Raw genomic sequence first — 26603 nt, 5'->3', positions numbered from 1 at the left:
CCCGGTGATGTCCTGCATCGCCCACATGCGTTCTGGTTCTCTCGCTCGCAAAGAAGGCCTTCGATGGCGTCGATCGGTTTCCCGCTGCTGCTGATTCCAGTGGCGATCTGCAACATCATCGCCTTCCTGATGCCCGACCTCGCGCTGTCGGGCCCGATCCCCCTCTTCCCGATCACGCTGATGTCGAAAGACATCTGGATGGTGACGCTCAACGACCTGCTCGTTGCGCTCAGCATTCTCTTGCTGTGGCTCGAAGTGATGCGCGCCGCGCGCCCGGCGCCGAAATATTTCACCGATCATTTCCTGTCGCTGCTGGTGTTCGGCGCGGCAGCTACTGAATTCGTGATGCTGCCGAAATTCGGCAATGCGACCTTCTTCCTGATCACCCTGACGGCGATGGTGGATTTCCTCGCCGGCATCTCGCTGCGCGCCCGGCGTCCGCGCCGCGTCGCCGCGCCGGTCTATGCACCGGAGCCGGCACCGCGTTATGAGCCCGCGCCAGCGCCGGTCGCTCCGACGCATCCGCCCGCCCCCGTTCCGGCCGCGACGTCCGTCGCCGAAGCCGTGTTGACCGATCGTCCGGAGCCGAAGGTCGAGAAGCTCGAACGGATCGAGCCGAAACTTGAATCGACCCCGGTCCCGCCGGAAGTCGTGGCGCATACGTCGCCGCAAATCACGTCACCGGATTTGCAGCCCGGTGGCGTCGCGTCGCCTGACGACAAGCCGAAGACGTAAGCGACGGAGCTTTCAGCCCGTCGTCCCCGCGAATGCGGGGACCCATAGCCTCCGATTTCAAAACTGAAACAGGGGCAGAGCCACATCCACAGCGTCTTCTATTAATTTTTCGGTGTTTATGGGTCCCGCCCCGCGCACGCCTTCGGCGTGCTAGGCGAGGACGACAGCGGAGAGTGCCGAGTCAGGCCATACGCTGCGTGCGGTTGATCGCCGATCCCGCAACATACATATTTGCCACCGACCGGTAAGCCGCCTCCACATCCGCCACATCCGCGCGGCGCAGCACCCGCGTTTGCGGTGCCTGTTCGGCCGTCGCGATCAGATGCGCAATGAAAGATGCGTCGGGCCGTGCCACGCGCGACGACACCGGGGCGGTATGCTGCACCGGCTCAAGCCGCGTTAGCGCGACGGCCTCCACGATGACCGACTCTTTTTCGACCACGAAATCGCCGACGCGCCGCATCGGGTGCGGCGTCGTGGCGTAAGCGCGGGTCGCGAAAATCGACATCGTTAACGGTGCTCGCGTCTCAATACGGGACGAGGGTTGCCCCTCCACCATCTGCGTCGCAAGGGTCGTGCCGCGGCTCTCCACAACTCAGATCGGGGCCTCATCAGGTTTGCGAAGGCCTGCCCGGCTACACTTTCTTAAGTCTTTAGGAACTTTGACTAACGATTGTAGCGATCTGAGCCGTATTGTCGGGGGGCGAATCACCCGATGACGTCCCAAAACGAGGCGACTTTGACATCCGCTGTTTCCCAGAGCGCCGATTCTTCCTTGCAGGCAGGTCGCGCTTCCGAGCCGCAGGCAGCAGAGATTCTGGCCGCACTCGGCCAGGCCGCCTTCATCTGGGATATCGCCAGCGACCGGATCACCTGGACCGACCAGGCCGCCGCCATCTTCACCGACATTTCCCCCGCGATCATCGCCAGCGGCGCCGAGCTGGCGACTCTCATTGAGCCGCAGCGCGGCATTCGCACCGAGGCACTGGCCAAGGCACTCGCTTCCGGCGGTGGCACCTACCGGATCGAATACGGACTACGCGCCTCGACCACGGCCGCCGTGCTGTGGATCGAGGAGAGCGGCAATTGCCGTGCCGATGCCGCGGGCAAGGCAATACGCGTCGAAGGCGTCGTCCGCATCGACAACGAACGCCATGCCCGCGACGAACAATTGCTGAAACTGGCGCAGCACGATCCCGTCACCGGCGAACTCAATCGTGCGCATCTTCTGGCGTCCCTCGCCGAAGCCATCGAGGAAGCGACGCGCTTCCGCTCGTCCTTTGCCTTCATGCTGATCGGCATCGATCATCTGGCCCGGATCAACGACGCCTTCGGCTTCGATATCGCGGATGAAGTGATCGTCGAGATCGCCAGCCGGATTCGTGCGCGGCTGCGCGGCGGCGACGTGATGGGCCGCTTCTCCGGCAACAAGTTCGGCCTGATCCTGAAGAACTGCACTGTTGACGATGCCACGATCGCCGCCGAGCGCTTTCTGGTCGGCATCCGCGACGACGTCATCCCGACCCAGTCCGGCCCGGTCTCGGTGACCGCCACCATCGGCGCCGTCAGCGTTCCCCGCTATGCGCAGAACGTCAACGAAGCCGTCAACCGCGCGCAGGAAACCCTGAACGGCGCCAAGCGCCGCCGCCACGGCAGCTTTGCCCTGTGGCGGCCGAATGTGGAGCGCGACGCGCAGCGCCGCGTCAATATCCGCGTCACTGACGAGATCGTGACTGCGCTGAACGAGCGCCGCATCGTCACGGCCTTCGAACCGGTGATGCATGCCGACAGCCGCACCCCCGCTTTCTATGAAGCGCTGGTGCGCATGAAGCAGGATGACGGGCAGTTGCTGCTGGCGCCGGATATCGTGCCGGTGGCCGAGAAATTGGGGCTGATCCGGCTGGTGGATCACCGCGTGCTCGAACTGGTCGTCGCCGAGCTCGCCGCCGCGCCGGATGTGCAGCTCTCGCTGAACATCTCGCCGGATACGACAATGGATCCGGACTGGTGGACCTCCATCGAGTCGATGATGGCGGCGCATCCCGGCGTCGCGCAGCGGCTGATCGTCGAGATCACCGAGACCGTGGCCATCCAGGACCTCGACGACGTCCGCGGCTTCGTCACGCGGCTGAAGAATTTCGGCAGCCGCATCGCCATCGACGATTTCGGCGCCGGCTACACCTCGTTCCGCAACCTGCGCAAGCTCGGCGTGGACATCGTCAAGATCGACGGCGCCTTCGTGCAGAACATCGCGCATTCCGCCGACGACCGCGCTTTCGTGCAGACCCTGATCGATCTCTGCCACCGGCTCGGCATCAAGACCGTCGCCGAATGGGTGCAGGATGAGGAGTCCGGCCTGATGCTGCGCGACTGGGGCTGTGACTACATTCAGGGTCGCCTCACCGGCTTGGCGTCATCCGCGCGTCCGTGGCTGGACCCGGCATCGCTGCCGAAGCCGGCGGTGGGATAGTTTCGGTCCCACACTGTCATTCCGGGCTATCTACCTTCGTCATTCCGGGGCGCTTTCTCAGCGAAGTTGAGAATGCGAACCTCAGCCACTCCAATGGGAGTGGCGGGGAATCTTGTTATGGTATGAACACATCCAGATTCGGGTTTGCGACCGCCAAGAGGCGTTCGCGCCCTCAGGCAAACCAATTGGTTTGCCGGGAATGACGCTGGGGATACTAACGGGGGACTCTCATGAATTTCATCGGCAATCTTCTGACCGCGCTGGTCGTGGCGCTGCATATCTATTTTCTCGTGCTGGAAATGTTTCTCTGGCAGAAGCCGCAGGGCCTGAAGACCTTCAGGAACACGCCCGAGAAGGCCGAGATCACCGCGGTGCTCGCGGCCAATCAGGGCCTCTATAACGGCTTCCTCGCCGCCGGCCTGATCTGGGGCCTGCTGCATTCAGCGCCCGCCTTCGCATTCCAGATCAAGGCGTTCTTTCTGCTCTGTGTGATCGTCGCCGGTGCTTACGGCGCAGCGACGGTGAGCAAGCGCATTCTCTATGTGCAGGCTGCACCGGCGGCGCTGGCGCTGATCGTGTTGTGGCTGGCGACGTAACTCACCCATTCATTGTCGTCCCGGTGAAAGCCGGGACGACAATGAGAGTTACGCCTCGCGATTCTTTTGCTGACTAAGCCAACCAAATTCGGCGACATCTTTTCATAAAAACATCGCCATCACTGCCGCGTCATCGCGCCGACATCTCGTACGCGCGTTGCGCTGCGCATACTGCATTCATTGTGACGTGCGAGTGTCAGAGTCGGCGCGACTCTCGTAACCATCTTGCGCGCGTTTTGTAAAAGGGATGCAGAGCTGAGCTATCTAGATCGTCGTTAGGTGCACCGCGCAACGCGGTCACGGCATCAACGAGGATCAGTTCTTGTTCAAGTTCTCTCTGCGCACTCCCGCAATCAGACGCTATTTTTCGCGCGTCAGATTCGGCCTGCGCATCCAGATCGCATTGATCGGCATCATGGCTGTCGTGCTCACCGGCACGATCTGCCTCATCGGCCTCGCATATGAAGCGGATGCACAGGCGCCAATCGGATGAGGCCGTCAAGCTGCGCCAGCATGTCGTGGGCCTGTCGGCGAACTATCTAGAAGCCGGACAGGTCGCCAATGAATTTCTGCGCAAGCATGATGAGAAGCTGATCGCTGTCCATGGCGAGATCATCACCACAGCGCTGGCGAATCTGTCTGATATCGACGCCATCGTCGACAAGCGCCCCGAGGGCGATGCGCTGAAACAGGGCTCGGCGCTGCGCGCGGGCCTCAATGTCTATCAGACCCGCTTCAACAACATCGCCTCGATCCAGAAATCGCTGGGGCTCAACGAGACGCTGGGCCTACAGGGCCGGCTGCGTGCTGCGGTTCACGACGCCGAAACGCGGCTGGCGCAGTTCGACCAGATCCGCCTGGCCAATCTGATGCTGATGATGCGGCGGCATGAGAAAGACTTCATGCTGCGCGGCGAGGAGAAATATGGCGACCAGTTCGACAAGAGGCGCGACGAATTTGCCGACGCGCTGAAGGCCGCCGCGCTGCCCGACGCGGCGCGCGATGAGCTCGCCGCGCTGATGAAGGCCTATGGCGAGAGTTTCCTCGCTTATTCGGTGACGCAGACCACGCTGAATGACGAAGTCGCCGACTTCGCGATGGTGTTTCAGCGCAACCGGCCGGCGCTGGATGGCCTCGTGGCCGCGGCGCAGGCCGAATACAACGCCGCCGAAGTGCGCGCCGCGCAAACGCGCCAGATACTGACCTGGACCATCGCGCTGGCGACGATCCTGATCGGCCTCGCCGCGGTGTATTTCGGCCAGCGTATCGCGCGCGCGATCGCCGATATGACGCAGGCGATGCAGACGCTGGCATCCGGCGATTTCGCCGTGGTCCTGCCCGGCCTCGGCCGCGCCGACGAGATCGGCGACATGGCGCAGGCAGTGGAAGCCTTCAAGCTGCGCGCGCAGCAGAAGGCGGCGGATGAACTCGACGCCAAGCTTCGCGAGGAGCACCGCGCCGCCGAAGCACGCAAGGCCGACATGAACCGGCTCGCCGGCGACTTCGAAAGCGCCGTCGGCCGCATCGTCGAGACGGTGTCGTCGGCCTCGGCCGAGCTGGAGACCGCGGCGGGCACGCTGACCTCGACGGCCACGCGATCTCAGGAACTGACCGAGATGGTCGCGGCAGCGTCCGATGAAGCCTCCGCCAATGTGCAGTCGGTGGCCTCCGCCACCGAGCAGATGTCGTCATCGGTCAACGAGATCGGCCGTCAGGTGCAGGCCTCGGCGCAGATTGCCGGCGAGGCTGTCGCACAGGCCGAGACGACCAACCGCCAGATCGGCGACTTGCTGAGCGCGGCCGACAAGATCGGCGAGGTGGTCCAGCTCATCAGCGCCATTGCGCGGCAGACCAACCTGCTGGCGCTCAACGCCACCATCGAGGCGGCGCGCGCCGGCACCGCCGGCCGCGGCTTCTCGGTGGTCGCCGCCGAGGTCAAGGCGCTGGCCGAACAGACCGCGAGCGCCACCGGCGAGATCGGCCAGCAGGTGTCAGGCATTCAGCAGGCGACGAAGAATTCGGTAGCCGCAATCAAGGGCATCGGAAGCACCATCGGCCGGATGTCCGAGATCGCCTCGACGATCGCCGCAGCCGTGGAGCAACAGGGTGCCGCCACGTCGGAGATCGCCCGCAATGTACAGCGCGCCGCGCAAGGCACCTCCGATGTCAGCGCCAATATCGCCGACGTCAAACGCGGCGCCAGCGACACGGGCCTGGCCTCGTCCCATGTGTTCTCTGCCGCCCGCTCGCTGTCCGGCGACAGCGCCCGGCTGAAAGCGGATGTGGCGAGCTTCCTGGAGTCGGTCCGGAGCGCGTGAGGGTGGGCTGCGCAGGCTTCAGCAAAGCGACATAGCTCCCCCACAAACGCCGCGCGGCTCCTTCTCCCCGCTTGCGGGGAGAAGGGTGGGATGAGGGCCATGGCACGCAGCCGCGACAAACGTTCGCCCTCGGATCGCACAAACTGCGCAGCGGCTCACTGACCCGCACCGACGGAGTTAGGGTCAACCCGTGTGCATGGCCCCTCACCCGCCGCGAAGGCGCGGCGACCTCTCCCCACCTAGCGAAGCTTCGCTTCGCCGGGAGCGGGGAGAGGTTAAGGAAAGTGCCCATCTCCTCGCCTTGCCAACGCGAAATCCTTGCCTCACACTCCCCGGTAACGACGGCGCCCACACGGGAACGACTGTCGAGTGACATATCATCAGGGAGGCAACGACATGAGAACTACGCTTCTTCATCGCTTCGCCACGACGGCTAAATTTGTCGGGATGGCGGCGATTGCGCTCACGGCCACATCCGCCGCGATCAATCCGGCATCCGCGCAGAAGAAATACGATCCCGGCGCCACCGATACGGAGATCAAGATCGGCCAGACCGTGCCGTTCTCGGGTCCCGCTTCGGCCTATTCGTCGATCGCCAAGACGCAGCTCGCTTATTTCAAGATGGTCAACGACCAGGGCGGCGTCAACGGCCGCAAGATCAACCTGATCCAGTATGACGACGCCTATTCGCCGCCCAAGGCCGTGGAGCAGGTGCGCAAGCTGGTAGAATCCGACGAGGTGCTGCTGACCTTCCAGATCATCGGCACGCCGTCCAATGCGGGCGTGCAGAAATATCTGAACCAGAAGCAGGTGCCGCAACTGTTCGCCGCCACCGGCGCCACGCGCTTCACCGATCCGAAGAACTTCCCCTGGACCATGGGCTACAATCCCAACTACCAGACCGAAGGCCGGATCTACGCCAAATACATCCTGAAGAACCATCCGACCGCCAAGATCGCCATCCTGTGGCAGAACGACGATCTCGGCCGCGACTATCTCACCGGCATGAAGGCCGGGCTCGGCGACAAGGCCGCGTCGATGATCGTCTCGGAGGCGTCCTATGAACTCGCCGACCCGACCATCGACTCGCAGATCGTCAAGCTGAAGTCTTCCGGCGCCGACCTCTTGTTCAACGCCTCGACGCCGAAATTCGCCGCGCAGGCGATCAAGAAGGTGGCTGATTTGGGCTGGAAGCCGATCCACATCGTCGACATCAATGCGACCTCGGTCGGCGCCGTGCTGGTGCCTGCGGGGCTCGACAATTCCAAGGGTCTCATCTCGACCAATTATGGCAAGGACCCGCTGGACCCGCAGTGGAAGGACGATGAGGGCATGAAGCGCTACATGGCCTTCATGGACAAATATTATCCCGACGGCGACAAGAACTCGAACTTCAACACCTATGGCTACGGCAATGCCCAGCTCATGGTGGAAGTGCTGAAGCGCTGCGGCGACGACCTCACCCGCGCCAATGTGATGAAGCAGGCCAGCAGCATTTCGGGCTTCAAGACCGACCTCGGCCTGCCGGGCATGAGCCTCTCCACCTCGCCCACCGACTACCGCGTCAACAAGCAGCTGCAGATGCAGCGCTTCAACGGCGAGCGCTGGGAACTGTTCGGCCCGATCATCGAGGATGACTCGGCGGGTTAGGCTGCACACGACAAAGCCACGCGCGGGTATCCCTGCGCGTGGCTTTGGCATTTGTGCGTGGCTTCAACCTTCGCTGACGCGCTCAACACTCTCACCACGTCATGCCCGGGCTTGACCCGGGCATCCATCTTACTTGTTAGCGTACAGCAAAGCTGGATGGCTGGATCATCTAGCGAAGCTCGCTTCGCACTGCTCGGCCATGACGAGAGTGTGGTGCGTGTGGCAGAGGCCTCCGGCGCAAGCGCGCCATCGCGCACCTATGCCATCTTCGCGAACATCGTCAGCACGCCGTCCGCGATATTGATCGCCACCACCTGCGCCGAACTCATGCCCTTTTCCTTGAGCGCATTGGCGGCGGCCGGAGAGGCATCGATCGAGGCGCGCAGCGCCTTCAGATCCTCCTCGCTGGATTTCGACACGACCTCCTCGACCTGCTTCTTCACCGCATCCGGCAATTGCTTGATGTCCACCACCTGGATGCTGGAGATCTTGGCACTGGTCCGCTCGCCGGATTTGGCCGGCGCTTTTTCGGCCTGGGACGCCGCTCCCTGTGCGAGCACGAAACCCGGCGTGCCGAGCGAGAGAATGGCCGCGAGGGCCGTCGCTGTCATAATGCGCATGGTCGTTCCTTTCCGGTTGGGAAGGAGCGAAGCATTAGCGGGGAAGTGTGCGGAAGGTCTGATGGCCACGTGGCGGGGAGGTGAAAGGAATGCGGCGACAAAGCGGGAGATTAGACCGGCAGCGCCGTATGAGAGAGATATCACCGAGTTTCAGAAGGAATGGTCTTTCCGAAAACCGATATGATAATAAACCAGATAGCCGTCTTAACCGCTGGGCACAACGACAGCCAACAACCTGCCCTCGATCGCGCCAGTCAACTACTTACGGCTAAAGGAATCTGATGAAGAATCTCAGAACGCTTGGAATAGCAGCTCCTCAGCTTCAATTTGAAAATGTCCCATTGGTGAGCGCAGCAGTCTTTTTTGACCCAATCAGAGATCAACTTAAGTACGCATACATTATCAGCCATGCGGCAATGCGCCCTCTACTTCGTGTTTCAGGAGCAGCAACGAATTCTGAAGCTCAAATTGTTGCAGGTTGGATTCCCCAAGGCGCTGGCCGGGTTGTCCTCGTTCCACCTATCGATGCCGACCCGTCTTCTGCCAGCCAAGGAAACTACATCAACTCACTGCCCACCCTACTTAACTGCCTAGAATCTCAACGACACGACCTTCCTAGCTGGATTGATAGATGGCGATCAGCCGAAGCATGGGCCAATCTGAATAAGATAGGCAACGCAAGAACTCAGATCGAAAAAATCGAAAATGAGATTGCGCACCATCAATCACTATTGTCGCAGGAGCGCTGGCTATATGACCTATTTGCTGAAACTGGCGAGCTATTTGCAAGCGCCGTCAAGGCGGCGTTCGTGGAGTTAGGCTTCATTGCCGTAGATGGACCTCATCCACGAGCAGATATTCTGGTTCGCTTAGACGACAAAATTGGAGTCATCGAAGCTAAGGGTCTCGAGGGATCGGCGAAAGAAACGAATTTGCGCCAAGCGGAGAGATGGATCGCGGAGGTAAATCATACGCTCGCTGCATCGCCGGAGGAAAGAAGGCGCGATGCAGATCTGAGAAGATATGGCGAACTGTTAGAGACATTGAATATCCCCCTAGACGTTCCTTTCAATGGCGTAACAAAGGGCATTATGGTGATCGGGACTTTTCGTAAGACTCCTCTTGATGAGCGAATCGAAGCGAGCTTTCCTGATCAATTGTTGCGTCCATTAAATCGTTCATCTGTATGCGCGCTTACCGGCTTACAATTATTCACGATGGTAATGGCTTCACGTCGCGACCCGACGCTAAGAATACAATTTGCTCAAAGCGTCCTATCCGCCAATGGCGTTTATGTTCAAGACAACGCAACACTGCAGTGGACGAACCATCTAACCGAAAAAGGCGATGACGATCCGGAGACAGTTAATCTCTAACGATAAGCAGCAAGGTTGACTTCAATACAAATCAGACTATATTCCTCTCCATCCTACTCACGAGGGGCGCTTCTCGAGGGCGCTTTCGAAGTGGAGTTTGGATGCGGCGCCCGCGGACGTGCCTCGCAAGCACGGACTCGGGAGGTCGGGGGTCACCGTCCGGGCCCACTACGGGGCTCTGCCGAAAACGGCTGGACGGGTGCGGGTGAAGGCAGGCGAAAGCCTGTCCGGAACGAAGGACTTTCATTAGTCCTGCCCAGTACCCGGAAGCACGGTCCCTCGAACAGAAAAGCCGCGATGGCGCGCCGAAAGGCGATGCGCGGATCGTGAAGGCTTTCGCAAGCCGGAGCGACACGCGAGAACGACCAAGTTGCGCCTTTCGGCGCGTCATCCCCCTCATTCGCGAGGGGGAAAACCGGTCCACCCGCTTTGCGCCGAGGGCGCGATACGGACGGCGCGTGGGCGGTGAGATTTTTTCCAGGGAATGACGTGGCTGTTTGACAGGTGAAGCGGTGTGTGAGCGTGCGAAGGACAGTGCGTGTGTTGCGCAGTGCAGCCACACAACACTCAGGTGTCATCCCCGCCTAGTGCGCCGAAGGCGCACGCGGGGCGGGGATCCATACACACGTACAGAGATAGTTAGGGCGAGATCTTCATGCCTGTCTGCGCACAGCACGAACTCGGAGGTTATGGGTCCCCGCCTTCGCGGGGACGACGACGGTGTTTGCGGGGGGCTTCGCGTATACGACCACGTGCGCGCAGCGCTCCTCAGATGGAACCGCGTTTCCCTTACGTTAACTTCTGCGTAACCGCCCCTTAAACCGCGGCGGCTAGGCTCGCGGTCTCGGGTGGCGTGGTGTTTGCGTATGGCGTGGGGCAAGAAAAAGAGCGGGCGCAAGGAGCCGACCTTCGGGATCGGCGCGGCGCTGTCGGATCTGCGCCTCACGGCGGATGATCGCGTGCCCGGCGGCGGCGATGACCGGCCCAAGAAAACGCCCAAGCAGGCGCCGAAACGCGAGTCCAATAGTGGCGGCGGCGACAAGCCGCGCAAATCCAGGACATCGAGCAAGGCGCGCAGCTCCGGCGGTTTCGGCAAGGGCCTCAAGCGGCTGTTTTACTGGGGCGCGGTGCTCGGCCTGTGGGCGGCGATCGCCATTGTCGGCGTCGTGATCTATGTCGGCGCGCATCTGCCGCCGATCCAGTCGCTGGAAATTCCCAAGCGCCCGCCGACGATCCAGATCGTCGGCATGGACGGCACGGTGCTGGCGACGCGCGGCGAACAGGCCGGCGCCAATGTGTCGCTGAAGGATCTGCCGCCCTATCTGCCGAAGGCGTTCATCGCCATCGAGGACCGGCGGTTCTATTCGCATTACGGCGTCGACCCGATCGGCATCGCGCGCGCCGCGGCGACCAACCTGATGCATCGCGGCGTGTCGCAGGGCGGCTCGACGCTGACACAGCAGCTCGCCAAGAACCTGTTCCTGACGCAGGAGCGCACCATGGCGCGCAAGCTGCAGGAAGTGGAGCTGGCGTTCTGGCTGGAGCGCAAACATTCCAAGGCCGAGATCCTGGAACTCTATCTCAACCGCGTCTATTTCGGCTCCGGCGCCTATGGCGTGGAGGCAGCGGCGCAGAAATATTTCGGCAAGCCCGCCAAGAACGTCACCGTCGCGGAAGCGGCGATGCTGGCGGGCCTCGTGAAGTCGCCGTCGCGCCTCGCGCCGAACCGCAATCCGGAAGGCGCCGAGGCGCGCGCCAAGGTGGTGCTGGCGGCGATGCAGGACGCCGAATTCATCACCGCAGCCCAGGCCAAGGGCGCAACCGGCGTGCCGCAATACAACGTCAAGCCGGTCGGCGCCGGCACGGTGAATTATGTCGCCGACTGGATCGGCGAAGTGCTGGACGATCTCGTCGGCCAGGTCGACGAGAGCATCATTGTCGAGACCACCATCGATCCGAAGCTGCAGAGCGTCGCCGAAGCCGCGATCATCGACGAGCTGGCCGCCAAGAGCGTGAAATTCAACGTGACGCAGGGCGCGCTGGTGGCGATGACGCCGGACGGCTCGGTGCGCGCCATGGTCGGCGGCCGGAACTACTCCGAGAGCCAGTTCAATCGCGCCGTGACCGCGAAGCGCCAGCCGGGATCGAGCTTCAAGCCGTTCGTCTATCTCACCGCCATCGAGGCGGGGCTGACGCCGGAGACGATCCGCACCGACGCGCCGATCGATATCAAGGGCTGGAAGCCCGAGAACTACACCCACGAATATTTCGGCTCGGTGACCCTGACCCAGGCGCTGTCCATGTCGCTGAATACGGTGGCCGTGCGGCTCGGCATCGAGGTCGGCCCGGCCAGCGTGGTGCGCACGGCGCATCGGCTGGGCATCGCCTCGAAGCTGGAAGCCAATGCCTCGATCGCGCTCGGCACCTCGGAAGTGTCGATGACCGAACTGGTCGGCGCCTATGCGCCCTTCGCCAATGGCGGCCTCGCCGTGTCGCCCCATGTGGTGAACCGCATCCGCACCGTCGAAGGCAAGAAGACGCTGTATACGCGGCCGGCGGAGACCGCGAGCCAGGTGATCGACGGCCGCGCCGTGGCGATGATGAACACGATGATGCAGCAGACGATTTTATCCGGCAGCGCCAAGAAGGCCGAACTGCCGGGCTGGTACGCTGCCGGCAAGACCGGCACCAGCCAGGATTTCCGCGACGCCTGGTTCATCGGCTACACCTCGCAGCTCGTCACCGGCGTCTGGCTCGGCAATGACGACAATTCGCCGACCAAGAAGGCGACCGGCGGCGGACTGCCCGTGGAGATCTGGTCGCGCTTCATGAAGACGGCGCATCAAGGTCTGCAGCCGCAGCCGGTGCCTGGCCTGGCGCCGTCGAATTCGTTCAGCAACAATCCGATCGGCCAGGCGCTGTCGAGCCTGCTGCCCGGATCGCCCGCACCGTCGCCATCAGCCCCACCGGAACGCGGCTACGTGCCAAGCGCCCCCGTCTATAACGGCTATCGCCCGCAGCCACCGGCACCGACCCAGACCAACTACCCCGCCGCGCGCCAGCAACCGCAGCAGAACGTGCGGCCGGAAGCCGCGAGCGGGCTCGATGGCTGGCTGACGGAGAGGTTGTTCGGGAGATAGCGAGCGAGCGTCCCGGACACGCGATGCACAGCACCGCGGCCGGGACCAAGAGCTCAATCCTGCACGCCGAAACGATGCAGGTCGTTGCCATGGGTATCGAGCCAGGCCTTGGCGCGTTCGGTTGCGGGGCAGATACGCCCGACCACGCGCCAGAACTTCACCGAGTGGTTCATCTCGACGAGATGCCCGACTTCATGGGCGGCGAGATAATCCAGCACGAAGGGCGGCGCCAGGATCAGACGCCATGAGAACGACAGCGATCCCTCGGTGGTGCAGGACCCCCAGCGGCTCGACTGATCGCGGATCGAGATCCGCTTCACCTTGACGTTCAGCTGCGCCGCATAGCGGTTCGATGCCTTGACGAGATCGGCCTTGGCTTCGCGCTTGAGGAAATCGTGGATACGTCGGTCGATATGCTCGACATCGCCGGCGACGCAGATGATCTTCTCGCCGTTGTCGCGGGTCTCGGTCCATACCGTCCCCCGCCCCGCACGGTGCACGATCCTGTGCGGAGTTCCCCGCAGCGGAACCGTTGTGCCATGTTCGAATGGTGCTGCCTTCGGCAAACGGCCAAGACGCGCGGCGATCCAGGCGCCATGACGTTGTGCAAAGTCCTTTGCATCGGCCAATGACCCACGCGGCGGCATGGTCAAGATGGCTTCGCGCTCGCTCGGATGAATGCGCAGCGTGTAACGCGTCGCACGGCGGTGCCTGCGCAGGCGTATGGCGAAGATCTGGGAGCCGTGTTTGACGGCAAGCGTGTCTGGTTCGGTGGGGCGGCGGTAGAGAAGTGCGCGGAAGGCCATGTCAGTAGTCCCGGTCGTCAGTAGATCGACCGGATTCTGCCATAACCGCCGCCACGGGAATTGCTCGGCGCAAAAACAAATCATTTGCCCAATATACGGGGTCAAAAGGCGATTTGTCCCCTACCGGATGGGGTCCGGAACAGGAATCTGGATTCAAAAAAACGTTGAATTTCGGAATCTAAGAGTGAATCGCGCACCGCTGCTAGAAATAGGCGGAAAATCCGGTTTCCATGCCTATTTTCAAGGGCTTAGAAAGCGCGCCATCGCAACTCACAGGCGATGATCGCGCATTTCAACGATGTTGTTTTCGATTCATCGATGGTGATCGCGCACATGCGATGACGATGCATCGTCACCGCATGTGCGCGTGTTGAATCACTCAGCAGCAGCGGCGCGATGGCGCGCGCTTGCTGCGCTCAGCATGAAGTCAGACACGCGCGGCACGATTTCAGATTTGAATCGCGATCCATTGAACACGCCGTAGTGTCCAACGCCCTTCTGAACGTAATGCACACGACGCTCATCGGGGATCGAACTGCACAACATATGCGTCGCTTCGGTCTGACCGAGGCCGGAAATATCGTCGTTCTCGCCTTCGACGGTCATCAGCGCAACGTTGACGACCTTCGACGGATCAACAGGCTTGCCGCGATGGGTCATCTCGCCCTTCGGTAGCGCATGTTTGACGAACACCGTATCGACGGTCTGCAGGTAATACTCTGCAGTCAGATCCATCACCGCCAGATATTCGTCGTAGAACTCGCGATGCTTGTCCACGAGATCGCCATCGCCTTTCACCAGGTTCTCGAACAGCTTCTTGTGTGCTTCCACGTGGCGGTCGCGATTCATGCTGATGAAGCCGCTGAGCTGCAAAAAGCCTGGATAGACGTCGCGCATGATACCTGGATGCGGAAACGGCACCTTGGTGATCACGTTGTTGCGGAACCAATCCATGCCCTTTTCGGCAGCGAGATTGTTCACAGCGGTCGGATTGCGGCGCGTATCGATCGGGCCGCCCATCAGCGTCATCGACAGGGGCACATAGGGATCGTTCTCGGCTTCCATCACCGACACCGCAGCAAGCACCGGCACGGCGGGCTGACAGACGGCGAGAACATGGACATTGCCGCCGAGCACGTGGAACATCTCGATCACATAGTCGATGTAGTCTTCGAGATCGAAGCGGCCCGCGGCCAGAGGTACCTGACGCGCATCCGACCAGTCGGTGATGTAGACCTCATGGGTCGGCAGGAAGGCCTCGACGGTACCACGCAGCAATGTCGCATAATGGCCGGACATCGGCGCTACGATTAACACGCGCGGCTGCGGTGCGCGCAGCGGACGCGGATGTTTGCGATCGAAATAGAGAAGACGGCAGAACGGCTTTTCCCACACCGAACGGATTTCGATCGGCGTCCGCACACCATTCACGTCGGTATCGTGCAGGCCCCATTCCGGCTTGCCGTAGCGGCGCGTGGTGCGTTCGAACAATTCGCAGCCCGCCGTCACCGACTTGCCGAACTCAGTCTGCGAGAACGGATTCAGCGGATTCTGAAACAGCATCCTGGTAGCGTCTGTCATCGCGCGCGCCGGATTGAGCGACGCGTAGGCCATCTCATACATCCAGTACATCGGGGTGGTCAGAGCCGGGCTCGTCTCGGACGGCAGGGCTGGCGGCCTGCCAAATTCACCTATCGGCATCTGTCCTCACTCGTTGAGCGTCTGCTTTTGCGCTGCAGTATATACTGGTGTCTGCGTAAGAAAGCGTCAATGCGCCGCAAGCATGGCTTTCAGGCCATCGGCGGTAAAAACGGCGGTTATCCCTTGATAAATGGTCTTATTCGCCGCCGGAGATCAGCGTTCCGGCGCGCCTGGCGCTGTTCAAAAGCCCAAGAAATATCGCGAATGAAACAATAAACAGCACGACGTTGATGGCCAGCGCAGTCAACATCAGGTCGGCGCGGAAGGTGTGATCGAACAGCAGCGCCCGCATGCCCTCGAACACATAGGTCGGTGGCAAGGCCCAGGCGACATATTGCAGCCACGTCGGCAGCACCGAGACTGGATAGTAGACGCAGGCCAGCGGCATCAGCCCGAACATCAGCGTCCAGACAATGCTCTCGGCGCCGAGGCCGTTGCGCAGCACCAGACCCGACACAAAGATACCGAGCGACCAACTGGTGAAGATCAGGTTGCAGAAGAACGCGATCAGCGGCAGGCCGAGCGCGAACAGGTTGAATTTGAAGAACATTGCGAGAATCACCATCGGGATGATGCCGATGGCGAGGCGGATCAGGCTCATGATCATCAGCGAGATCAGAAACTCGATCGGCTTCAGCGGGCTCATCATCAGGTTACCGAGATTGCGCGCCCACATTTCCTCGAGGAAGGAGATGGAGAAACCAAGCTGGCCGCGAAACAGGATGTCCCACAGGATCACTGCGCCGATCAGCGTGCCGCCGGCCTGGGCGAAGAACCCGGCATTCTGCGAGATGTAATTCTGCAGGAAGCCCCAGGTGATGATCTGCAGCGCCGGCCAATAGACCAGTTCCAGCATGCGCGGCCACGACGACACCAACAGATACCAGTAGCGCAGCACCATCGCATTGATGCGATGCATGGCGATGCCGTGTGACCGCTCTACCAGGCTCATGGCGCCTGCTCCCGGTCGCGACCGCGCGCGACGTCGAGAAATACCTCTTCCAGAGTCGTGCGGTTATAGCGCAGCAATATCTGCTCTGGACTGTCGTCGTCCTCGATGCGGCCCTTCTTCATGATGATGACGCGGTCGCATAGCCGCTCGACTTCCAGCATGTTGTGCGAGGCCAAGAGGATCGTGGCGTTGTTGCTCCTGCGATAGGTCTCGATATGTCGTCTGATCCAGTCCGCGGTATCCGGGTCGAGCGAGGCCGTCGGCTCATCGAGCAACAACAGCTCCGGCGCATTGATCAACGCCTTGGCCAGCGCGACGCGCGTTTTCTGGCCTGCAGAGAGCTTGCCGCTGGCGCGGTCGAGAAAATCCTTGAGATCGAGGTCTTCAGCCAGTTGCGCGATGCGGCCCTTGAGGTCCGGCACGGCATAGAGCTTTCCGAACACGGTGAGGTTTTGCCGGACCGTGAGCCGCATCGGCATATCGACGTAAGGGCTTTCAAAATTCATCCGACCGAGTACTTCGGCTGATTGCGCCGGCATCGCGCAGCCGAGCACCGAGACCTTTCCCGAGGTCGGCAGCGTCAGCCCCATGATCATGGCAATGGTGGTGGTCTTGCCCGCGCCATTGCCGCCCAGGAGACCGGTGATGCTGCCGCGCGCGATCTTGAACGAGATGTCATCCACGGCGCAGTTGGTCTTGTAGAATTTGACGAGATGAGCGACGTCGATCGCCGCCGCAGCATTGCGATCAACCGTCGCCGCATGACCTGACTTGGTGTCTTCAATCGTCATTGCTGCCGTTCCATGCGGCATTGTGGCGGCGAAGGCAAGCTTGGGCGCTTCAAGTGGCCGCAGCCCGCATGGGTTTGTGGTCATCGCCCGGGGCGTCTAATGTCCTGATATGACCGATATTTCCGCCTCCGACTTTCGCCAGCCGCGCCGTTATGTTCGCCTCGACACGATCCTGCGTTTGCGCTGGCTCGCTGCGCTCGGCCAGTTGGCGGCGATCTTCGTCGTGGTGCAGGGGCTCGAATACGACGTCGCCATCATTCCCTGCGTGACGATCATCGGCCTGTCGGCGACCCTCAATCTCGTGCTGCAGACGCTGTTCAATCCGGTCCACCGGCTGGAACCGCTCTTCGCTGCGGCCCTGCTCGCCCTCAATATCATCGAGCTCGCAGGACTGCTCTACTGCACCGGCGGATTGCAAAATCCGTTCTCGTTCCTGTTTCTGGCCCCGGTGCTGATCTCGGCGACGGCATTGCCGACGCGTTTCACCATCGCGCTCGGCGTTCTCGCCGCAGCCTCTGCCACCGTGCTGGCCTTCTTTCATCTGCCGCTACCGTGGGATTCCGCAGAACCGCTGGTGCTGCCACAGATCTATCTGCTCGGTGTCTGGTTCTCGATCCTGACCGCCATCGGCGTGACCAGCCTCTATGCGTTTCAGGTCACCGAGGAAGCCCGCAAGCTTTCGGACGCACTCGCCGCCACCGAACTGGTGCTGACGCGCGAGCAGCATTTGACCCAGATCGACGGTCTCGCCGCCGCTGCCGCGCATGAATTGGGAACGCCGCTCTCGACCATCTTCCTGATCTCCCGGGAGCTCGAGAAGAACATCCACAACAATCCGGAACTTGCCGACGACCTGAAGACCGTCCGCGAACAGGCGCAGCGCTGCCGCGAGATTCTGTCCAAGATCACGCAGCTGAATTCGAGCGGCGCGCCATTCGACCGCATGCCGCTCTCGCAGCTGATCGAGGAAGCCGTGGCACCGCATCGCGATTTCGGCATTGCCATCAAGATACGTATCGCCGTCGCCAACGCCCCAGAGCCGGCCGGCATGCGCAATCCGGCGATCCTCTACGGCGTCGGCAACATTCTGGAGAATGCGGTCGATTTCGCGCGGGAGCAGGTCGAAGTGAACGCCTGGTGGAATGCGGAAAGTATCGTGATCTCGATCTCGGACGATGGCCCGGGCATTCCGCCGGACCTGCTGAAGCGGATCGGCGAGCCCTATCTGTCACGCCGGCGCCCCGCCGAGGAGGGCGAACATCGCGGCCTCGGCCTCGGCGTGTTCATCGCGCGTACGCTGCTGGAGCGTACCGGCGCCAGGGTAACGTTCAGCAATCGTGTCTTTCCCGATCACGGCGCGGTGGTGCAAATCTCATGGCCACGCGACGCGTTCGAGACTGCGGACCAATTGGCCGATGTCGACTGATACAGGTCTCACTGTCGCGTGAACGCAGCCGACAGTTGCACCTCATTGACAGCTAGACGCCTTTGAGCCAATTTTATCTCGGTTGATACGACCTGCCGGTTGCGCCCTGAACGGGACGGTGAACGTATCACTTCCTTTGCCGACACCCTTTGTCCGAGCGACCGGGTCAGCAACGCAACCACCTGATGCCCCCTGGTTCGCTCACGCAAAGGACGAAACAGATGCGCGATTTTCGCGATGCAAAGGCTATGGCGCAGACCCTGCGCGAAAACCTCACCACCAAAGCCGTCACGATCAGTCACAGCGAAAGCCTGGAGCTGATATCGAGAATATTGGGTGTCGCTGACTGGAATACCTTGTCTGCGATGCTGCAGATCGGTCGAACTTCGCCAGAAGTGCCGACTATCAAACTTCAAACCGGAATATCAAGCTACCCGGCCATTCCTCTGAGAGATCTCGTTCCATTCCCGACAACGACCTACCCGCTTTTTGTCGGACGGGAGAAAACAATACTCGCTCTGAAAGATGCCTTCGCGCGGCAGCGGGAGGTCGTGCTTGCTATTCAAAAGAACGAAACTGTCGGCGAACCTGGCTTCGAGGACATCTACGACATTGGCGTTCTCGCCCAGTTGCTTGAAATTCAAAGGCTTGATGACGGCACGCTCAGGGTTCTGGCACAGGGACGTCAACGCGTCGTGATTCAGCGCTTCGTAGGCGAGACCGGCTCGTATAGAGCCGACGTTACAGGCGTGAGTGAGGGTCCGATTCCTGATGAACCGGAACTGATCCAGCAGGCAGTCAAACGGTTCGAGAGCTACATTTCGGCTCACGACATGCGCGTGCCACCGATTTGGCCGCCGCTGGAGAGAACCCTCGACCCCGGACGGGTTGCCGACGTCATCGCCTCGCATATCGTCCTGCCGATCAGCGAAAAGCAGAATCTGCTGGCGACCCTCGATCCAGTGAAGAGGCTGAAAAGCGCCGATGCCCTTATCGACCTGTCGACGCTGCCGCTTTCGCCCGCGCTGCATGCAACACGGCGACGCGCTATCGAATATGCCGACCAGAGAGGCCATCAATATGCAACCTTGGAGCACCTGTTACTTGCACTGGTCGATGACACCGATGCCGCCGCGGTGCTGCGGGATTGCAATGCCGATTTCGGCACGTTGAAAGCCGACCTGATCCGCTACCTCGATAAGGAACTGAAAAACCTGATGATCGAGACCGGCAGGAATGGCCAGCCGACGGCAGCATTTGTGCGTGTGTCTCAGCGTGCTGCGATTCACGCGCAGGAGCTTGGCTGGTCTGAAGTGAAAGGGTCAAACACCCTGCTGGCCATCTTTCCCGAAACAAGAAGTCCGGCTGTCCGCCTGCTGAGCGGACAAGGCATCACCCAGAAATTGGTTACTGCCTCGATCACTGGAAACACAGGATAGGCCTGACGACGTCCGGACGTCTCAGAGTGTCGTTCACAAGTGCCGGCTTGGGCGATGGTGATCGCCCGGCCGGCAAGTGTGCGATGCGCCTTGGTCAGACCGCCGGATCGGGAAACGCCGCAGCCTGCTGCACCGCGCGGCGCTTGATGAAACCGGCCATGACCAGCGCCACGAGCCCGAGAACGACCGGCGGGAAAACCACAGCATTGACTGTCGACCAGCCGTAATTCGCGAGCAACTGGCCGGACGAGAACGAGCCTACCGCCATCAGGCCGAACACCAGGAAGTCGTTGAAGGCCTGCACCTTGTTGCGCTCCTGCGGCCGATGGGTCTCCAGCACCAGCGCGGAAGCGCCGATGAAGCCGAAATTCCAGCCGAGGCCGAGCACGACGAGACAGACCCAGAAATGCATCGCGCTGATGCCGGCGATACCGATCACCGCGGCGATCGCCTCGAGCGCCAGACCTGCGGCCACGACCTTCGACGCGCCAAAGCGTGCGATCAGCGATCCCGTGAAGAAGCTCGGCCCATACATCGCCACGATGTGCCACTGCAGGCCAAAATTGGAATCGCTCAGCGTAAGCCCGCAGAGCTTCATCGCCAGCGGCGCCGAGGTCATCACGAGATTCATCATCGAATACGATACCACGCCGCAAATCGCAGCCGCGACGAAGCGCGGCTGCCGCACGATCTCGAGCAGCGGCCTGCCACCATGCATGTCCGCGGGCGCAGGCTTCGGCGCATCCACCGTGGAGAGCAAGGCCATCGCGATCAAGGCAACGACCGCCTGCGCCGCGAAGCTCGCGGCAAACAGATAGGGCGACCAGATATCCATGGTCCATTGCACGAGCTGCGGGCCAAGCACGCCGGCGAATACGCCACCAGCCATCACCCAGGAGACGGCTTTCGGGCGATAGGACGGGCTGGCGCCATCGGCGGCGGCGAAGCGATAGGACTGCGCGACCGCGCCGTAGAAGCCGCCAAAGAATGTCGCGCAGCAGAACAGCGCGAATGACGCTTTCAGGATCGCGATGGCGCCGAGCAGGCCGCAGATCGCACCGGCGCCACTGCCGATGATGAAGGCGACGCGGCGGCCATAGGCTCGGGAGATCATGCCGACCGGCAGCGTCCCGCAGGCAAGTCCGACGACATAGACTGAAATCGGCACCGTCGCGAGCGAGACGCTCGGCGCCAGCGTTGCACCAACGATGGCACCGGTGGCGAAGATGACAGCCGAATTGGCACCGCCAAGCGCCTGCGCCGCAGCCAGCCGCATCACGTTGGAACGTGCGCGCGCGTCATCGTGAATCTCTGGGGTAGCCGCGTCGATCATGGGGAAATCCGCCCGGATGTGGCCCGGTTCGTCCCGGGGTCTTTATTCGCCACGACTATGACGACCGCCCTGCGGCAGATCAACACACGCCAGCGCGCATGCACCATGCGCTGATCATCCGGGCAACCGGGCAAATACAAGGATCAGATTGTTGGCGGGCATCTCGATGATCTCAGCCAGCCGAAGGCCGACGCCCTGCGCGACGTGCTCCAGATCCTCGACATCGCGCACGCCCCAGTCAGGATTACCGTCGCGCAGGCTGGTATCGAACACGGCATTGCTCACGGCCGTATGTTTGCCGCCGCGCTTGAACGGGCCATAGATAAAGAGACGCCCGTCCGGCCGCAGATATTTTGCGGCGCCCGCGATCAAACCTTCGGCGACGGGCCATGGCGCAATGTGGACGACATTGGCGCAGAACACCGCGAGCAGAGCATCCGGGCCGTTGCCGTTCTCCATCTCCGGGCACCATGCCGGATCGGTCAGATCGATCCGCAGCGGCGGTCTGACATTCGTCAATTGGGCATGGGCGCGCCAGGCGGCAATGCTTTTGAGATGGGCATCGTTGAGGTCGCTCGGCCACCAGGTAATGTCGGGCGTTTGTCCAGCGAAGTGAATGACATGCTGGCCGGTGCCGCTGCCGACTTCCACAACATCGCCGCAAGCCTGCTGCAGGAAAGTCGCAAGAACCCGCCAGATCGCCTCGTGGTTGCGATGGAAAGCTGCGGCATCGAGCCGGCCATCATCTTCCACGCGCCGGCCATCCCGACCGAACTCAACCACATATTCCGCCATCAGGCCCTCACTGCTGCGGGCAGTATCCCGAAGTTGCGTTCACGAACAAGAGAAGAAAGAGGTCGTCCAAACACCGGTAATTGGGCTATTATTCTGATGAATACCCGATCTGAAGAAGGATCGACCGCAGAATTGGTACACCCATGATCTTCCGTCAGCTGTTCGACAGTGTGTCCGGCACGTATAGCTATCTGCTTGCCAGCCGCCACGGCGGCGAGGCGCTGATCCTCGATCCTGTCCTGGAAAAGGTCGATCGCTACTGCCAATTGCTGCACGAGCTCGACCTGAAGCTCGTGAAGGCGGTCGATACGCATCTTCATGCGGACCACGTCACCGGCCTCGCCGAACTGCGCGACCGCACCCACTGCGTCACCATCATGGGCGACCAGAGCAAGGCGGACGTCGTTGCCATGCGCGTCAGCGACGGCGACAAGGTGACGATCGAGGGCGTCGAGCTCGATGTGATGTATACGCCTGGCCACACCGATGACTCCTACAGCTATCTGATGGGCGACCGCGTCTTCACCGGCGACACGCTGCTAATCCGCGGCACCGGCCGCACCGATTTCCAGAACGGCAGCGCGCGGGCGCAATATGATTCACTGTTCAACCGCTTGCTCAAGCTGCCCGACGAGACGATGGTGTTCCCGGCGCACGACTACAAGGGCGACACTGTCAGCACCATCGGCGAAGAGAAGCGCTATAATCCACGGCTGCAGGTGAAGTCCGTCGAGGACTACATCGAGCTGATGGGCAAACTTAATCTGCCAAATCCGAAACTGATGGATGTGGTGATCCCGGCCAATATGAAGGTCGGGCTGAAGCCGGACGCGCTGAAGAAGCAAGGCCTGGCGCTGTCTCCGCGGGAGGCCATTGCCCATCTCGGCGATCCCGCCATCCTGCTGGTTGACCTGCGCGAGAGCGGCGAGCGCGCCAAGCACGGCGTGCTCGCCGGTGCGCTGCATGCGCCCTACCCGTCGATATCGGACAGCCTCCAGCCCGGCGGCATGTTGCGCGAGGTCGCCACTGCCACCAAGCGCCGCATCGTGTTCTTCTGCGCCTTCGGCGAACGCTCGGCCATGGCCGTCACTGCCGCGAAGGACGCAGGGATCGACAATGCCGCGCATCTGGACGGCGGCATCGATGCGTGGAAGAAAGCTGGCGGCCCGGTGCTGGCCGCATGATATAGCGAGCAAGGCGGACCAACCCGCCACTCGACAGGGGGGGGACTACAATGGCGTCGACACGATCGGCTGCGCCAATGCTGCTGGCAATGGTGTTCGCACTCTCCCTACAACCGGCCTCCGCACAAACCGCAGCACAGACCCCTGCGCCAACATCTGCCGGCACCGTCGACCCAGCGTTGATGCAGGACCTCGTGGTGGCGAACCGCGTCCTCACCGACCTCAATGTCATCGACGGATTCGGCCATGTCAGCATGCGCCACCCGACCGACCCCAATCGCTACCTGATGGGGCGCTCCGTGGCTCCGGCGCTGGTAACGGCCGACGACATCATGGAATACGACCTAGACTCCAATCCGGTCGATGCGAAGGGACGCGCCAGTTTCCTCGAACGCTTCATCCACGGCGAAATCTACAAGGCCCGGCCCGACGTCAAAGCCATCGTCCATACACATTCGCCGGGGATCATCCCCTTCAGCGTCAGCAGCACGCCGTTACGGCCGGTGTTCCACCTCGGCGCCTTCCTGTTTCCCGACGTGCCGGTGTTCGAGATCCGCGATAGCGCCGGCATGAGCAACATGCTGGTCAGCAACACGCAACTGGGCAAGGCGCTGGCCAGTACGCTCGGCGACCGCAGCGTCGCGCTGATGCGAGGCCATGGCAGTGTCGTCGTGGCAGCCACCATTCCAATGGCGGTATTTCGCGCTCATTACAGCAACGTGAATGCACAGTTGCAGTCACAGGCGCTCGCGCTCGGCGGATCGGTGAGCTATTTGCTGGGCGAGGAAAGCCAGAAAACGCTGGCTGTGATCGACCAGATCCATGGCCGGGCCTGGGATCTGTGGAAGCGCGCCGCGCTGGAAAAGATGGCACCCAAATAGCGACGCCGCATCAGGCCTCGTGAACCCGTACCTCGATGTCGTCATAGCCTTTGACGCGATAGACGATCACCGAGATCATCCAGCTCAGGATGAAAATCGCGATGATGAGATAGCCGAGCGCGCCGAAATTCTCGTTCAGCGCTTCGATGCCGTCCCAGAAGCTACCTGACAGATCGAGCTTGCGGCCAATCAGGCCGAGCGCCTCGACGCCGCCGATCACCAGCGCCACGATCACCGACACCAGCGTGATGATCATGTTGTAATACAGCTTGCGGATCGGCTTCACGAAAGCCCAGCCATAGGCGCGCACCATCAAGACCGAGTCCGTTGCATCGACCAGCGACATTCCCGCCGTGAACAGTGCGGGAAACACGAGAATCGACCACATCGACATGCCATCGGCGCTTTGCGAGGCGGAGATACCCAGCAGCGCGATTTCGGTCGCGGTGTCGAAGCCGAGGCCGAACAGGATGCCGAGCGGATACATGTGCCAGCTCTTCGAGATCACGGCGAAGACCGAACGCAGCATGCGGCCGATGACGCCGCGCTGCGAAAGCAAAACATTGAGATCTTCATCGATGAATCGCTCACCGCGCTTCACTGCCTTGAACAGCCGATACACCGATACGAGAATGAAGATATTGGCCACTGCCACGATCAGCAGGAAGAAAGCCGAGACGCTCGTGCCGATCAGGCCGCCGATTTCCTTGAAGTCCGCGAATTTCTCCTGCAGCGCTGACACTGCCAGCGCCACGAAGATGGATGCCACGACGACCACCGTGGAGTGACCGAGCGAGAAAAACAGGCCCACGGACAGCGGCCGCTTGCCGGACTGCATGAGCTTGCGCGTCACATTATCGATGGCTGCAATGTGGTCGGCGTCAACGGCGTGGCGCAGGCCGAAGGTGTAGGCGAGCAGCGCGGTGCCCAGCAGAACCGGCTGGTCGCGGAAGGCGATCAGGGCCCATATCCAGGCCAGCACATTGGCCGGGATCAGAATGGTGTAGATGGCGACGATGCGGCCGCGCAGGTTGTCGGCGCCATCGTTGAACAGTGTGCGGATCATGGAGATTCTTGCAGTCCGGATTACCACCGGATTGTCTCAGGAAGGCCTGACGGACGCAACCTGGCCTCATTCGCGTCGAATTCGCCGCATTTCCGGCACAAAGCGATTAACTGCAGCGGCCAGTTAGGTGGCAGCAGGGGTGCCGCTTCCTATATCTACGTGATAAGAATGACACAGAGTTCGCTGCGCGCCGATCGCGCGGCCTAACCCGAGGCGTTGATGGACACCGAACAGGAACAGAAGACACCCGCAGAACTGAAGGAAATCCGGCTCGCCCGCAAGGCGGCGCAGGAAGCCGAAGGCGTGAAGGCGATGGCCGACATTGCGGCCGCCGATGTCGCCATCCGCAAGCGGACCGAGGAACTACGCGCGCTTCGCCTTGCCAGGGAAGCCGAAGAACTGGCCAACCCGCCCGAACCCAAACCGAAAGCTACCAGAAAAAAGAAAACGAGCTGATGCCAACTGACGACAAAGCGACGAAATCCGAACGCGACGCCGCGGCCAAAGCGGTACTCGACAACATGGCCCGACTGAAGGCCATGCGCCTTGCCCGTGAAGCGGTATCGCCCCCCGCGCCGGCCAAGAAGAAGACCGCAACGAAATCGGGCAAGACGTCTTCGAGCAAGACATCGTCAAGCAAATCGGCGGAAAAAGCACAGGCCTTGGCAGCGTGGCTCGCCGATCAGCGCAGCGGCGGCCGCAGGACCTGACTATCGCAGGACCTGCTTTCGCAGGGTCTGATCTATCTCAGGCCGCGCTCGGCGCAGGCCATTCGATCATGGTACGGGTCTTGGTCGCAGAATCGTAGACCTGAATCTGAAGCATCTGAAACTGGTTCTTCAGCTTCATGCCGGCTTCTTCCGCGGCTTCGACCGTATCGTGATGGGATTTGAAATGGCCATCCACCACCAGTGAATAACCTTCGGTCGGCGCCCTGTCGGCGCGAATGAATTTGCGCGCCTGCGGTTCGTCGAGCTCTAACTTCGGTTTTTTCATCGTCACTCCAGAACAGGATTCGCCCGATTTCAAAGCGGGCAGGATTCGCCCCCCGTTTACACGGTCATGCGGAAAAACACAGGGCAATTGCGGGATTACGGCAATATCTGCTTCAATCACGGTCAGAATGAGGTCAACACAAGCAATCCGGCGGGGAAAATGATGAGCGGACGAGTGGGCGGAGCCCGCGACGACAAACCGGCCAAGGACGACAAGCAAAAACCCGTCCCCACGCCGCCGCGGCCTGACGACGACGACGAAGACGGCGATATCGCCACACCGAAACGCGATCGCGACGACGAAGATATCTAGCTGTGCGAAGGCATCG

25 protein-coding genes are annotated in these 26603 nt (G+C 61.5%); 15 read left to right on the top strand and 10 right to left on the bottom strand.

Annotated elements, in window-relative coordinates:
* The first annotated feature begins 63 nt into the window (after positions 1–63).
* Positions 64–735, top strand: coding sequence for a hypothetical protein (locus AB8A50_RS24850; protein ID WP_439079234.1), 672 nt, complete (start codon positions 64–66; stop codon positions 733–735).
* Between the two features lie 181 nt (positions 736–916).
* Here the strand turns inward: AB8A50_RS24850 and AB8A50_RS24845 are convergent, their stop codons facing one another.
* Positions 917–1243, bottom strand: a complete 327-nt coding sequence (locus AB8A50_RS24845; RefSeq protein ID WP_439079233.1) for a hypothetical protein — start codon at positions 1241–1243, stop codon at positions 917–919.
* A gap of 207 nt (positions 1244–1450) precedes the next feature.
* Between AB8A50_RS24845 and AB8A50_RS24840 the strand changes: the two genes are divergently transcribed.
* The 5 genes from AB8A50_RS24840 (at position 1451) to AB8A50_RS24820 (ending at position 7769) form a co-directional block, all read left to right on the top strand.
* Positions 1451–3205 (top strand): putative bifunctional diguanylate cyclase/phosphodiesterase, encoded by a 1755-nt coding sequence (locus AB8A50_RS24840; RefSeq protein ID WP_439079231.1) that lies wholly within the window; start codon positions 1451–1453, stop codon positions 3203–3205.
* Between the two features lie 230 nt (positions 3206–3435).
* A complete protein-coding gene (locus tag AB8A50_RS24835; RefSeq protein ID WP_439079229.1) occupies positions 3436–3801 on the top strand; it encodes a DUF1304 domain-containing protein in 366 nt (121 codons plus the stop codon).
* A 322-nt stretch (positions 3802–4123) separates the two neighbouring features.
* On the top strand, positions 4124–4294 hold the full coding sequence (locus AB8A50_RS24830; RefSeq protein WP_439079228.1) for a hypothetical protein: 171 nt from the start codon (positions 4124–4126) through the stop codon (positions 4292–4294).
* Positions 4272–6119, top strand: coding sequence for a methyl-accepting chemotaxis protein (locus AB8A50_RS24825; protein ID WP_439079227.1), 1848 nt, complete (start codon positions 4272–4274; stop codon positions 6117–6119). The genes AB8A50_RS24830 and AB8A50_RS24825 overlap by 23 nt, the downstream gene beginning before the upstream one ends.
* Before the next feature lie 396 nt (positions 6120–6515).
* Positions 6516–7769: an ABC transporter substrate-binding protein gene (locus AB8A50_RS24820; RefSeq protein ID WP_439079226.1), complete on the top strand. Its 1254-nt coding sequence runs from the start codon at positions 6516–6518 to the stop codon at positions 7767–7769.
* A 257-nt stretch (positions 7770–8026) separates the two neighbouring features.
* On the opposite strand, the gene AB8A50_RS24815 is transcribed toward AB8A50_RS24820, so the two are convergent.
* Positions 8027–8389 (bottom strand): hypothetical protein, encoded by a 363-nt coding sequence (locus tag AB8A50_RS24815; RefSeq protein ID WP_439079225.1) that lies wholly within the window; start codon positions 8387–8389, stop codon positions 8027–8029.
* A 281-nt stretch (positions 8390–8670) separates the two neighbouring features.
* On the opposite strand from AB8A50_RS24815, the gene AB8A50_RS24810 reads away from it, so the two are divergent.
* Both AB8A50_RS24810 and AB8A50_RS24805 read left to right on the top strand, forming a co-directional pair.
* A complete protein-coding gene (locus AB8A50_RS24810; protein WP_439079224.1) occupies positions 8671–9765 on the top strand; it encodes a hypothetical protein in 1095 nt (364 codons plus the stop codon).
* Positions 9766–10631: 866 nt separating this feature from the next.
* On the top strand, positions 10632–12905 hold the full coding sequence (locus AB8A50_RS24805; RefSeq protein ID WP_439079223.1) for a transglycosylase domain-containing protein: 2274 nt from the start codon (positions 10632–10634) through the stop codon (positions 12903–12905).
* Between the two features lie 53 nt (positions 12906–12958).
* Here AB8A50_RS24805 and AB8A50_RS24800 read toward each other — a convergent pair whose 3' ends face one another.
* The 4 genes from AB8A50_RS24800 to AB8A50_RS24785 form a co-directional block, all read right to left on the bottom strand.
* A complete protein-coding gene (locus AB8A50_RS24800) occupies positions 12959–13795 on the bottom strand; it encodes a M48 family metallopeptidase (protein ID WP_089262719.1) in 837 nt (278 codons plus the stop codon).
* A gap of 291 nt (positions 13796–14086) precedes the next feature.
* A complete protein-coding gene (locus AB8A50_RS24795) occupies positions 14087–15412 on the bottom strand; it encodes a polyhydroxyalkanoate depolymerase (protein WP_089262721.1) in 1326 nt (441 codons plus the stop codon).
* A gap of 136 nt (positions 15413–15548) precedes the next feature.
* Positions 15549–16364 (bottom strand): ABC transporter permease, encoded by an 816-nt coding sequence (locus tag AB8A50_RS24790; RefSeq protein WP_120288282.1) that lies wholly within the window; start codon positions 16362–16364, stop codon positions 15549–15551.
* A complete protein-coding gene (locus tag AB8A50_RS24785) occupies positions 16361–17155 on the bottom strand; it encodes an ABC transporter ATP-binding protein (RefSeq protein WP_439057053.1) in 795 nt (264 codons plus the stop codon). Before AB8A50_RS24785 ends, AB8A50_RS24790 begins: the two co-directional genes overlap by 4 nt.
* A gap of 109 nt (positions 17156–17264) precedes the next feature.
* Here AB8A50_RS24785 and AB8A50_RS24780 point away from each other — a divergent pair, with 109 nt between their 5' ends.
* Together AB8A50_RS24780 and AB8A50_RS24775 are read left to right on the top strand one after the other, a co-directional pair.
* On the top strand, positions 17265–18581 hold the full coding sequence (locus AB8A50_RS24780; RefSeq protein WP_089262725.1) for an ActS/PrrB/RegB family redox-sensitive histidine kinase: 1317 nt from the start codon (positions 17265–17267) through the stop codon (positions 18579–18581).
* A gap of 221 nt (positions 18582–18802) precedes the next feature.
* Positions 18803–20020 (top strand): LON peptidase substrate-binding domain-containing protein, encoded by a 1218-nt coding sequence (locus AB8A50_RS24775; protein WP_439079222.1) that lies wholly within the window; start codon positions 18803–18805, stop codon positions 20018–20020.
* 94 nt (positions 20021–20114) lie between these two features.
* Here the strand turns inward: AB8A50_RS24775 and AB8A50_RS24770 are convergent, their stop codons facing one another.
* Together AB8A50_RS24770 and AB8A50_RS24765 are read right to left on the bottom strand one after the other, a co-directional pair.
* The gene (locus AB8A50_RS24770) at positions 20115–21353 is read right to left on the bottom strand and encodes an MFS transporter (RefSeq protein WP_439079221.1); all 1239 of its coding nucleotides are present in this window, start codon (positions 21351–21353) and stop codon (positions 20115–20117) included.
* A gap of 114 nt (positions 21354–21467) precedes the next feature.
* On the bottom strand, positions 21468–22148 hold the full coding sequence (locus tag AB8A50_RS24765; protein ID WP_439079220.1) for a DUF938 domain-containing protein: 681 nt from the start codon (positions 22146–22148) through the stop codon (positions 21468–21470).
* 143 nt (positions 22149–22291) lie between these two features.
* Between AB8A50_RS24765 and AB8A50_RS24760 the strand changes: the two genes are divergently transcribed.
* On the top strand, positions 22292–23332 hold the full coding sequence (locus AB8A50_RS24760) for an MBL fold metallo-hydrolase (protein WP_439079219.1): 1041 nt from the start codon (positions 22292–22294) through the stop codon (positions 23330–23332).
* 50 nt (positions 23333–23382) lie between these two features.
* Entirely contained in the window at positions 23383–24213 is an 831-nt protein-coding gene (locus tag AB8A50_RS24755; protein ID WP_439079218.1) for a class II aldolase/adducin family protein, read from the top strand.
* Between the two features lie 10 nt (positions 24214–24223).
* Here AB8A50_RS24755 and AB8A50_RS24750 read toward each other — a convergent pair whose 3' ends face one another.
* Complete coding sequence (locus AB8A50_RS24750) at positions 24224–25279, bottom strand: HoxN/HupN/NixA family nickel/cobalt transporter (protein ID WP_439079217.1); 1056 nt, start codon at positions 25277–25279, stop codon at positions 24224–24226.
* 219 nt (positions 25280–25498) lie between these two features.
* On the opposite strand from AB8A50_RS24750, the gene AB8A50_RS24745 reads away from it, so the two are divergent.
* The gene (locus AB8A50_RS24745; RefSeq protein ID WP_068732887.1) at positions 25499–25735 is read left to right on the top strand and encodes a hypothetical protein; all 237 of its coding nucleotides are present in this window, start codon (positions 25499–25501) and stop codon (positions 25733–25735) included.
* Positions 25735–25989, top strand: a complete 255-nt coding sequence (locus AB8A50_RS24740) for a hypothetical protein (protein WP_089262737.1) — start codon at positions 25735–25737, stop codon at positions 25987–25989. Before AB8A50_RS24745 ends, AB8A50_RS24740 begins: the two co-directional genes overlap by 1 nt.
* A gap of 37 nt (positions 25990–26026) precedes the next feature.
* On the opposite strand, the gene AB8A50_RS24735 is transcribed toward AB8A50_RS24740, so the two are convergent.
* On the bottom strand, positions 26027–26395 hold the full coding sequence (locus AB8A50_RS24735) for a hypothetical protein (protein ID WP_439079216.1): 369 nt from the start codon (positions 26393–26395) through the stop codon (positions 26027–26029).
* 42 nt (positions 26396–26437) lie between these two features.
* Here AB8A50_RS24735 and AB8A50_RS24730 point away from each other — a divergent pair, with 42 nt between their 5' ends.
* Positions 26438–26587: a hypothetical protein gene (locus AB8A50_RS24730; protein ID WP_175368528.1), complete on the top strand. Its 150-nt coding sequence runs from the start codon at positions 26438–26440 to the stop codon at positions 26585–26587.
* Positions 26588–26603: the final 16 nt, after the last annotated feature.

This window comes from Tardiphaga sp. 841_E9_N1_2 (assembly GCF_051811065.1).
GTDB lineage: Bacteria > Pseudomonadota > Alphaproteobacteria > Rhizobiales > Xanthobacteraceae > Tardiphaga > Tardiphaga robiniae.
The sequence above is the reverse complement of the archived record's forward strand: the minus strand, read 5'-3'. Positions and strand labels throughout refer to the sequence as shown.